This is a genomic window from Bradyrhizobium sp. LeoA1Lang (assembly GCF_055413685.1).
In genome coordinates, this window is the sequence record NZ_JBVAPG010000459.1 from 1 (window position 1) to 740 (window position 740).

A 740-nucleotide genomic window follows, 5' to 3' on the forward strand; every position below is an offset into this window, starting at 1 on the left:
ACAACTGTAATGCTAGGGCCTGTTGAGATTCATCTAGAATGGATAACAGCGGTGGCGAGGTAGATCATCGCCTCGAAGCTGCTGTCGGTCTTGTCGGATCGCATTGCTATGCGTTTGAATTCCTTCAGCTTGCCGAAGAAGTTCTCGATCAGGTGGCGCCATTTATAGATGTCCTTGTCGATGTCGAGAGGCTGGGCGCGCCTTTGATGTTGCGAGATGACGATCTTGGCCTTGCGTTCGTTCAGCTCTTCGATGATCCAGTTGGAATCAAAAGCCTTGTCGGCGATCAAGCCGCCGAATTCGATGTCTTGGATCAGGGGCGCGACGCCGACGGTGTCAAAGCGATGGCCAGGGAGCAAGATAAACCGCACCAGATTCCCAAGCGCGTCGGTCAGCGCGAGGATTTTGGTGGTCCAGCCGCCCTTCGATTTGCCGATGGCCTGATTTTTGGTCCCCCCTTTGCTCCCTGCCCGTGGCGGTGAACTTTGACGATTGTCGCGTCGACCATGGCGAACTCCATGTCTGGATCATCCGATACGGCGTCGAAAATCTGCCTGAAAACGCCGGCTTTCACCCAATCGCGATAGCGCTTGAACACCGTGTTCCAGTTGCCAAACGTCGGCGGCAGATCTCTCCATGGGCTGCCCGTGCGGGCGATCCACAGCACGGCCTCGAGGAACAAACGATTGTCACCCCCTGTGCGACCGGGATCGGTCGGCTTGCCCAAACAAAGCGGCTCC

General features: G+C 56.6%; 1 protein-coding gene. It reads right to left on the bottom strand.

The features are described 5' to 3' along the window. Positions 1 to 29: 29 nt before the first annotated feature. Positions 30 to 740 (bottom strand): IS5 family transposase gene (locus tag ACZYOF_RS44130; RefSeq protein WP_463719642.1). Its coding sequence is split into 2 segments (ribosomal slippage), with 712 coding nucleotides annotated over them: positions 30 to 469 and positions 469 to 740; the frame shifts between segments, so codons are not numbered across the junction. This gene is flagged as partial in the annotation.